This is a genomic window from Bacteroidota bacterium, assembly GCA_034723125.1.
GTDB lineage: Bacteria > Bacteroidota > Bacteroidia > CAILMK01 > JAAYUY01 > JAYEOP01.
Genome location: JAYEOP010000081.1, coordinates 1 through 4,987, shown reverse-complemented (window position 1 = coordinate 4,987; position 4,987 = coordinate 1). Strand labels below are relative to the sequence as shown.

Sequence of the window (4,987 nt, the reverse complement as noted above, 5' to 3'; positions counted from 1 at the left end):
TGGGAGAATGGGAGAATGGGAGAATGGGAGAATGGGAGAATGGAAGAATGACTTTATAGCTTGGGATATTGTATATAAAAAGAAGTTACTAAATTGAATTCAAAATTGTAATTTTGCATCTTATGAAAAAAACCGTTGAAATAGAGAATAAGAAAGCAAAGTATGAATATTTTATTTATGATACTTATACTGCCGGACTTCAATTAAGGGGTACGGAAATTAAATCTATTAGAAAACGTAAAGTAAGTATTAAAGAAGCGTATTGTGATTTTATTGATGATGAATTATTTGTAAAAAATATGAACATTGCAATTTATTCTCATGGGAATATTTATAATCATGAGCCTAAGCGAAATAGAAAATTATTATTAAAAAAACGTGAACTAAAAAAGCTAAATACTAAATTTAAGGAGAGAGGCTATACTATTATTCCAACAAAGATTTTTATTTCAGATTATGGTTTTGCTAAACTGGAGATTGCTCTTGCCAAAGGTAAAAAACTTTATGATAAGAGAAATAGTATTAAAGACAAAGATATGAAAAAGGGCAGTGGGGTAGATTATGAGTGATTTTTTTACCCTTACTGCGATATTAAAATAAATGCCAATATCTTTGTGCAAAACGAAAGTTGTTCGTAATATTGCGAACAAAGAAAATTGATGTTTAAAGAAGAAGATAAAAGAATAGCAAGAATTGCAAAAGCATTAGGTCATCCTGTTAGAGTTTACATTCTTAAGTTTTTATCACAGCAAGCATGTTGCTATAGCGGTGATTTGAGTAAAATTTTACCTATCGCAAAATCCACACTTTCTCAGCATCTAAAAGAATTAAGAGATGCAGGATTGATTCAGGGAGAATTTGAAATCCCAAAAATAAGATATTGTTTAAACCAAGAAAATTGGAATTTAGCTCAAAAATTATTTAAAGGATTTTTTCAAATATAAAAAAATGAAAATATTAATTTTATGTACAGGAAATAGTTGCCGTAGCCAAATGGCTCATGGTCTTTTGCAATCATTTGACAAAAAATTGCAAGTGTTTTCAGCAGGGACAGAACCTGCAGAAAAAGTAAATTCAACTGCTGTAAAAGTAATGTCGGAAATTGATGTTGATATTAGCTTGCACTCACCAAAACTTGTAGCACAATACATTAATGAAGAATGGGATTTTGTAATAACAGTTTGTGGAGATGCAAATGAAAACTGTCCTGCATTTCTTGGGAAGGTTAAAACTCGTTTGCATATTGGATTTGATGACCCTTCAAAAGCTAAAGGGACAGATGAATTTATACAAAGTGAATTTTACAGAGTACGTGATGAAATTAGTGATGCATTTCTTGAATTATATAAAACCCAGATGATATGAAACCTCAAACTAAAAAGCTTTCCTTTCTCAACAGATACCTAACTCTTTGGATATTTTTAGCAATGTTGATAGGTGTAATTATCGGTTGGTTATTTCCAAATATTGCAAAGTTTTGGGAAGGAATGAGTAGAGGAACAACTAATATTCCAATTGCAATTGGATTAATTATAATGATGTATCCACCTTTGGCAAAGGTTAAATACGAAGAATTAAAAGATGTTTTTAAAAATAGAAAAGTACTGCTTTTATCTTTGGTTCAAAACTGGTTAATCGGACCTGTTTTAATGTTTATTCTTGCAATCGTATTTCTGCACGATTATCCACACTACATGACAGGATTGATTTTAATTGGATTAGCACGTTGTATAGCAATGGTAATTGTTTGGAATGATTTAGCAAAAGGCGATACAGAATATGCTGCGGGTTTAGTGGCATTTAATAGTATCTTTCAAGTGCTTTTCTTTTCTGTTTATGCTTATTTTTTTATTACAATTTTACCTGAAAAAATAGGATTTGAAGGGAGAGTGGTAGATATTACAATGAATCAAATTGCTAAAAGTGTTTTTATTTATTTGGGAATACCTTTTATTGCAGGAATGATTACACGTTTTGTACTAATTCGTGTGAAAAATAAAAATTGGTATCAAGGTAAATTTATTCCTAAAATTAGTCCTTTAACATTAGTTGCTTTATTATTTACAATTATGCTAATGTTTTCATTAAAAGGAGAACACATTATTAAGCTTCCTTTTGATGTATTACGAATTGCTCTTCCTCTAGTAATTTATTTTGTAGTCATGTTTTTTCTGTCATTTTATATTAGTAGAAAAATGGGAACAGATTATAAAAAGACTACAACGCTTTCTTTTACAGCAGCCAGTAATAATTTTGAATTAGCTATTGCAGTTGCAGTTGTTGTTTTTGGAATAAACTCAGGTGAGGCTTTTGCTGCCGTTATCGGTCCTTTGGTTGAAGTACCTGTTTTAATTGCCTTAGTAAAAGTATCACTTAAAATGAAAACAAAATATTTTAAAAATGATTTGTAAATAGTTTGTAGAACCCCCTTTATACCGAAAGGTTATCATGTAAAAGAAAATAAATTTTCTTAACATGCTAATCCATCGGCATAATACCAGTTTTTTTAATTAATTTGATGATGGTTTAGTATTAGTTATTTGTGTAAAACGAAATGGAAATTAAAAAATAAAGTATGAAGAAATTTGAAAGTTTTATCCGAAAAATGGATTTTGATTATTTTGGTACAGGACAACATAAAATTAGTTTTGAGAATTTTTTTGCTTCTGAAAATACGATTTTTTTGGATGTAAGGGCAAATGAAGAAGTTGAAAATATCGATATTAAATTAGCAAACTACTCTACTGTCTTATCAATTCCTACAAATGAAATTCCTGATAGAGTAGGAGAGATTCCCGAGGGTAAACTGATTGGAGTATTTTGTTCATCAGCTGTAAGGAGTGTTATTGTTTTTTCATATTTAAAAAGTTTAGGATTTTCACAAGTAAAAATACTTCAGGGATATGATGAACTCATGTCAGAATTAAAACCGGGGAAATTGTATAAGCATTTTTTAAATAAAAATATTTAATGAACATTTGGTTCTTGATATTACTAATTTTTACTATTGCTGTTTTGATGACAATGACAGAGAGAGGAAATTTTTATATTTAATCCCTTAACCTAACTTGGCTCTACTCAAATACACTTCCCTAACTAACAATTGATTACAAATTTAGTGGTACACTACATATTTTTTCACTGCTAGTTGTGATGGCTTACAGCTTGTTGCATTGTATATCTGCATCGCTTCTTTTATTGGGATTTAGTGAAAAAAATAAGAAAAGAATAAAACAATTCATTACTCCACAAAAATAACAAATTGGAATAATAAAAATATTTTTTTAAAATAAAAGTACAATTTTACTAATTGTTTATTACATTTGTATTCTAAAAAAAAATAATTTGAATATGGTTTTCACACACACACACACAAATCAGTGAGTTACGGTTGCTGTGTTATATCTGTTTTATACTCAGATTATTTATTATTAGTGAAATTAAATACTTTAAAATAAAACTTTCAACAAAAGGAGGTAAAAAGACCAATGTAATAGTTAGAAAAAACTATTTATTATCAGTTTTGAGAAATACGGTTTTTGGGGTTTACTTGAACTATTAAAAAGGATAACAACCAGATATAACAAATTTAATTAATATTTTAAATATGAAATTATGAAAACAAAATATAAATTTATAATATTTCTAACATTCTCAATTTTAGCTGTATTCTTTTTCATTTTTAGTTCTTTTGCAACTACTTATAATGGGAATATTGAAATCAAACTATGTCTTAATAATGAAATAATTATTGCGTTAGATGGACAAAACAACGATAATATTGCAGAGACTGCATTCATTTTTCAAACTGATAATCCTGATTATCAATCTGAAAATATAAATATGATTATAGAAAATGGTCAAATTGATTATCAGGAAGAATATTTGATTATCAAAGATAGTTCAGATTATTTTTGTTTTGTTCTTTTTGAAAGCGAGATAGTTTATTCATCAGATATTTCTATTAATCACTATTATCTTGGATTTGGTTTATCAAAACATTATAATTTAACACTTGATTTACCTTTACCAAATGAAGATAATTGCTATGCAATGTTTTTAATAGAATCTGGAGGTGGAGGTGGTACTGGTGGAAGTGGCGGAAGTGGTGGAGGTTCTGGAGGAGGCAAGTCCGATTGCAAAAATTGTACAAGTGGAGGAAGTGGTTCTATAAGTTGCTCAGTTAACGATATATGGAGTGGTTGTTCTACAACTTGTTCATCAGGTTACTATGCATGTTGTAAAGGAGGTAATAATACTTGCAAATGCTGTAAACAAAGTGATAAGATAGGAGGTATAATTATGTTTGAAGGTGATAATTTTTCATTATATCCTGTTCCTTCAGATGGTACAATTTTTATTGATATTTCAGAAATAGGATATCAAAATGTTACTTTAATAAAAATTACTGAAATACAATCTTCAACAGTGGTTCATCAAGTAACAACAGGGTTTTTAGATAAAATGAATTTTGACTTAAATCTGAATGATGGATATCATATAATATCAATTTATACATCCAATACAATATATGGTCTCAATCTTTTAATTTCAAATGAATAAAAAATCTATGTGATTAACTTGGGTTAATAGTTTTGATTGTTATAGTTTTAATTTAAGCAACCTTATATATTTTTAAGTATATTTGAATAATTAAATATTGTTCAAGTTTGTTGTCTATATAGGCTGTGTGACGGTCTATTTTCTTTTCATTGAAATTGTTTTTTTTAGAGTTTTGTGCTCTAAATTTTGTGCTATCTCCTGCTAATAATTTATCTCCTATCAATTCAAAATTCTTTGCTATTTGTACTGTTTGCCTAAATAGTGCCTCTAAGAAAACTCTACAAAATTAAAAATGTTTCTTTTTGCGATATTTTTATCTTTCTCAACTCACTGATGCTAAGGCATCGCCTCGTCTCAAAAAATAAAAATCTCACCTGCCTGACGGCAAAGGCAGGTCAAAAATCTTAGAAATCATAAAATTTGA

General features: G+C 28.6%; 6 protein-coding genes and 1 pseudogene. 6 read left to right on the top strand and 1 reads right to left on the bottom strand.

Going from position 1 to position 4,987, the window contains the following annotated elements:
* Positions 1–122: 122 nt before the first annotated feature.
* From smpB to U9R42_02420, 6 genes are all read left to right on the top strand, one after another.
* A complete protein-coding gene (smpB, locus tag U9R42_02445) occupies positions 123–569 on the top strand; it encodes an SsrA-binding protein SmpB (protein MEA3494873.1) in 447 nt (148 codons plus the stop codon).
* Positions 570–659: 90 nt separating this feature from the next.
* Complete coding sequence (locus U9R42_02440) at positions 660–944, top strand: metalloregulator ArsR/SmtB family transcription factor (protein MEA3494872.1); 285 nt, start codon at positions 660–662, stop codon at positions 942–944.
* Positions 945–948: 4 nt separating this feature from the next.
* The gene (locus U9R42_02435) at positions 949–1,365 is read left to right on the top strand and encodes an arsenate reductase ArsC (protein MEA3494871.1); all 417 of its coding nucleotides are present in this window, start codon (positions 949–951) and stop codon (positions 1,363–1,365) included.
* On the top strand, positions 1,362–2,411 hold the full coding sequence (arsB, locus tag U9R42_02430; protein ID MEA3494870.1) for an ACR3 family arsenite efflux transporter: 1,050 nt from the start codon (positions 1,362–1,364) through the stop codon (positions 2,409–2,411). The genes U9R42_02435 and arsB overlap by 4 nt, the downstream gene beginning before the upstream one ends.
* 164 nt (positions 2,412–2,575) lie before the next feature.
* Positions 2,576–2,971, top strand: a complete 396-nt coding sequence (locus tag U9R42_02425) for a rhodanese-like domain-containing protein (GenBank protein ID MEA3494869.1) — start codon at positions 2,576–2,578, stop codon at positions 2,969–2,971.
* Positions 2,972–3,615: 644 nt separating this feature from the next.
* Complete coding sequence (locus U9R42_02420) at positions 3,616–4,563, top strand: hypothetical protein (protein MEA3494868.1); 948 nt, start codon at positions 3,616–3,618, stop codon at positions 4,561–4,563.
* Between the two features lie 94 nt (positions 4,564–4,657).
* Here U9R42_02420 and U9R42_02415 read toward each other — a convergent pair.
* A pseudogene (locus U9R42_02415) lies at positions 4,658–4,834 on the bottom strand (IS1182 family transposase).
* Positions 4,835–4,987 lie beyond the last annotated feature (153 nt).